The sequence below is a fragment of the Italian clover phyllody phytoplasma str. MA1 genome, from assembly GCF_000300695.1.
Lineage (GTDB): Bacteria > Bacillota_I > Bacilli_A > Acholeplasmatales > Acholeplasmataceae > Phytoplasma.
The window spans coordinates 1-4,343 of sequence record NZ_AKIM01000034.1 but is presented as its reverse complement, the minus strand read 5'-3'; the positions used below and the strand labels follow the sequence as shown (position 1 = coordinate 4,343).

4 protein-coding genes and 1 pseudogene are annotated in these 4,343 nt (G+C 24.2%); all 5 read left to right on the top strand.

The window, feature by feature from the left end; translation table 11 throughout:
* Positions 1–1,531 precede the first annotated feature (1,531 nt).
* Positions 1,532–1,690: a hypothetical protein gene (locus RI01_RS03755; RefSeq protein ID WP_017192985.1), complete on the top strand. Its 159-nt coding sequence runs from the start codon at positions 1,532–1,534 to the stop codon at positions 1,688–1,690.
* A 136-nt stretch (positions 1,691–1,826) separates the two neighbouring features.
* Positions 1,827–1,967: a hypothetical protein gene (locus tag RI01_RS03640; RefSeq protein ID WP_017192983.1), complete on the top strand. Its 141-nt coding sequence runs from the start codon at positions 1,827–1,829 to the stop codon at positions 1,965–1,967.
* A gap of 39 nt (positions 1,968–2,006) precedes the next feature.
* A complete protein-coding gene (locus RI01_RS01945; RefSeq protein ID WP_017192982.1) occupies positions 2,007–3,416 on the top strand; it encodes an ATP-dependent helicase in 1,410 nt (469 codons plus the stop codon).
* A gap of 47 nt (positions 3,417–3,463) precedes the next feature.
* Positions 3,464–3,910: a hypothetical protein gene (locus RI01_RS01940; RefSeq protein ID WP_017192981.1), complete on the top strand. Its 447-nt coding sequence runs from the start codon at positions 3,464–3,466 to the stop codon at positions 3,908–3,910.
* Positions 3,907–4,343 (top strand): annotated as a pseudogene (locus tag RI01_RS01935) (hypothetical protein); the annotation flags it as partial. The gene RI01_RS01940 and the pseudogene RI01_RS01935, both read left to right, overlap by 4 nt.

The window sequence follows — 4,343 nt, the reverse complement described above, 5'->3', positions numbered from 1 at the left end:
TTTTTATTTTTTCATAGAAGTCCAATAATTAAGACCAATAAGAAAAAGAAAGGCTTTTTTAAAGGACTTTATTGCTTCATAAAAAAATATGCTAATAATATAATAATAACATAATTCCCTCCATTAATTAATAATTAGTTAAGTAAATTTAACACAATAAAAGATTATTATATCTTCTCATAAAAATCATCTGATAACAAGTCCTAAAATTCTTTTAAAAAAAAGTTCTCTAGGTTTCTTTTTCTCTTTTGAAAAAGATCAATTCTGCTTGAAAAACGCTTTAAAATGGTTTTTTTATCTTTTTTGGGCCCTCTTTTTTCATATTTCCATTATATCAAAAATGGTAATTTTTTCATCTTTTTCTCGTTGGGAAGAACGACATTAACCCAGCTAAGACTTTTTTTATATAATTAATTTTAATGATTTATATATATAAATCATTAAAATTAATTATATAAATGGCAATAATCGTGACACAAAAAAATAGTATATTTGGAAAATTTTATCTTATTAGGTATTTCAATATTTTACGCTATTATATTAGCTATTGACAATTTCAATAAAAAAGATGAAAACAAAACGGATATAAGCAATACAACCTAGTGAAAATAAAGGGAAAACAGAATGGAAGTGGTTCTGATAGTGGAACTGGAACAGACAACAACCAAGGCCATAATGCTTCGCAAGTTAATCCATTCACCGTACGAGAAAGTTTCCAAGCATAAGGCGATTCTAAGGTTTACGATTCTGTAAATAAGGACAACATTATAGATTTTATTTACACTATTAAGCCTAGTCGGTTATCTCGAAGTCTATCGACTTCACAAATAAACAGAGGCTATCATCGTCTGTTTCTCATCTACGACTTATCACCTACTCTTTCGAGTTGATTAATATATTACTCCGTTTTGTGCGTTTAGGTCTGTTGCAGGACTTATCTATGAGAATAGTGCTTCTTGCGTTGTTCTCTTGGGCATTAACTTCACCTCAATCCGCTTTTATCCTCTGTTGTAATCTGCTATTCTTTCGTTTAGCCAACCGAGGATATGAAGTACGTCATTATCAGACGTTGTAGTTTGTTAAACTACTTTAAATAAGGTATCTTTGGCTCCCTTAATGAAATAGTAAATAACGACATAAACTAAATGATTAATTTCAACAAGCCATATTCCACCTCCATTTTATTTTTTTTGCTTTTTTTAGCATAAAAAACACTAAATACAATAGGCATAATAATATATTCTAAATAATAAAATAAGTAATAAACATATCTAGAATCGATCGGGTAATATTTATTTTTATCTTCTAAAAAGTAATTAAACAGTAACGCATTAATTAAAAGGTCAATTAAAGTGATAAAACTTAAATAATGATAAAGGGGTTCTTTTTCATTTGAGTAAAAAACAAAATAACCACTATTAAAATTAATAAATTGCTTTGTCTTGAAAGAATAGGTGCTAAGTGGATTCCCCCCACTTATTTTTTTTATATTTATTTATAAAATTTTATAAATAAAAAAAAGGAGTTTGTAATGGCAAGAAGAAGATTTAGAAGTTATATTCGTAGAAGTAGAAGACGTAAATTAACTTTTGGAAAATTTTTAATGTCTTGGCTTTTACCTTCAATAGGTGTTGTTATGATTGTTTTAATTTTGTTAGCACATTTTGGTTATATAACTATCAGTAAATAAAATAAAGGAGATTTCAAATATGTCTTTAAAACAATTTTTAATTTTGGTTGCTATTAGTTGTATATGTATTTTTGTAATCTATAAATTAGGTTATATTGCGCCAGTAGCTGAAAAAGTTAAATGGTTGAAATAATTAATGGCTTACGATATTAAAAATCGTCAACGTTTGCGTAAAGTAATTTATGCAGATGGTAAAATTGTTTACTATTCTCAAAAGAACGGTAAAAAGTCATTAGTGATATACCCTAATGGTAAAAAATATTATTATAAAAGTTAAAATAATATTTTCTTTTTTTGATAAAAAGGATTTTTAATTATGTTAAATCATCAACAATTAAAGGCTGTTAATTTTTCTTTTCAACCTTTATATTTAAATGCTGGTGCTGGCACTGGTAAAACAAAAACTCTTTTAGCTAGATTTCATTTTTTAAGTCAATATTTTAATGTTAAAAGTATTTTAATTCTTACTTTTAATAAAAGTGCTGTTAAAAACCTTAAAAAAAGATTAAACGAAAAAGATGCTAAAATTATGACTTTTCATGGTTTCGCGTTAATGTTTTTAAAACAAAATTTAGCTTATTTAAAAGATTTTAATTTAAAAGATTTTAAGTTAATTGATGAAATTGAAACTCGTGAAATAATTAGAAATTTATTAAATCAATTTCAAATTAAAATTATTTGCGGTTTGGATGACGTTATTGCGTCCATTTCCAAAATAAAAAGGAAAATTATTACTAATATTAATCCTTTTTTTCAAAAATTTTTTCATGCTTATAATCAAGTTCTTTGTGAAAAAGAGGTAATAGATTTTGATGATTTAATTGTTTATACTTATTATTTATTAAAAAAATATCCTTTTTTATTAAGCGATTATCAACAAAAATTTTCTTATCTTTTAGTAGATGAAGCCCAAGACATTGATTATTATCAAATGGAAATTTTAAAAATGTTAGGCACTAAAAGCCTTTTATTTATGGTAGGTGATGAACACCAAAATATTTATAGTTTTCGAGGGACTAAAAATATTTATAGTCAACATTTAAAAGAAACTTTCCAAATGAAAGAATTAAAATTGACTTATAATTATCGTTCTAGCTCAAATATTTTAAAAACTGCGAATCATCTTTTACCTCTCTCTTATCAATTAAAACCTACTTTACAAATAATGGGCAAGGTTATTTATCAGCCTTGTTGGGATGAAACACAAGAGGCTTTATTTATTGTTAAAGAAATTAAAAAGTTAATTGAAAGCAAGAAATATCAATTGAGTGATATTGTTATTCTTTATCGTAAAAAAGTTCTTAAAAAAGTATTAGAACAGTTTTTAAAGAAAAACAATATTCTTTTTCAAATTCCGAAAAAAATTGTTTATTTTCCAACTAATATCAAATTATCAAAAGAAATAGAGAATAAATTAAAACTTTTAAAAGAAAAACTTAATATCAAAAGAGAAACTATTATTAAAAATCATTTAACTTTAACCTCTATTCATCAAATGAAAGGTTTAGAGTCTAAAATAGTTTTTTTAATCGGTTGCGAACAAGAAACTTTTTTTGATACTTTTTTAGGTCATTCATCTTTAGAAGAAGAAAAACGTTTAATGTATGTCGCGATAACAAGAGCGAGAGAGCTTTTATATATTACTCATACTCTCTATCAAAATCTTTATGCTTATCAACAAAAAATGAACCCTCTTTGTTTCTTAAAAGAAATGCAATTAATTTAAATTTTAAGAATATTAAATAAATTAAAATATGAAAGGATTAATTAAAAATGAATATTCAACAAATAATAATTAATATTTTTGAATCTAATATCTTTACTTCTTTTTTATTTTTTTTGTTGGGTATTGCTATATATCGTTTTTATCTTTATATTAAAGATTTACAAACTAAATATGAATATTCCGATGAATTAAGAGAAGTTGTTAACAATTATATTTTAAACGGAGAAATTAAAACAAAAGAATTTGCCCGTTTATTTCATCAAATGTGTCAAATGGCTAATTATATGGGGATTTATCGTCAAGATGTTTACCGTATGATGCATGAATTACAAGAAAATGGTAAATTAGATTTTTTAGATGCTGAAATTAAAGAGAAAGAAAATGATTTACCTAAAGATTTGAATAAAGATTTTTTTTACAAAACACCTTATAATTCACTTTCGGATGATTCAAAAGATAATCAAATAATTATAAAGTCAAAGAAAAATAAATGATAAATATTATTCATTTAAAATATCTTTTTTCTTTTTCTTATTTGAAAGCTTTTGGTTCTTTTTTTTATGTTTTGTTTCATCATATTTTTTTAACTCAATCATCTTTATTATTTGGTTTTAATGTTGGTTGGGATAAAAATTTTTTAATTGTTTTTAATTTTATTAAAACTATTTTAGTTTTTCTTTGGAATAAATTAATCTTTTTCTTACCTTTTTTACAATTATTGGAATTTTTCTTTAATGCTTTCTTAAGGTTTTTTGATATTTTTAAAATCATTTTAGATGATTTATTAAAAATTTTTTCTAATGCAACTAAAATATTAGATAGCGATGTATTAATGGGTTTAACTGGTGTTACAACAATGGCTACTGTTACATCATTATTATCTAAATTTGGTGGTGCTATTCCTGTAATTGGTAATACTGTTGAAAA

Excerpts from the sequence above, each read along its gene's own strand:
- RI01_RS03755 (WP_017192985.1), top strand. The coding sequence starts at position 1,532 with ATGGCAAGAAGAAGATTTAGAAGTTATATTCGTAGAAGTAGAAGACGT.
- RI01_RS03640 (WP_017192983.1), top strand. The coding sequence starts at position 1,827 with ATGGCTTACGATATTAAAAATCGTCAACGTTTGCGTAAAGTAATTTAT.
- RI01_RS01945 (WP_017192982.1), top strand. The coding sequence starts at position 2,007 with ATGTTAAATCATCAACAATTAAAGGCTGTTAATTTTTCTTTTCAACCT.
- RI01_RS01940 (WP_017192981.1), top strand. The coding sequence starts at position 3,464 with ATGAATATTCAACAAATAATAATTAATATTTTTGAATCTAATATCTTT.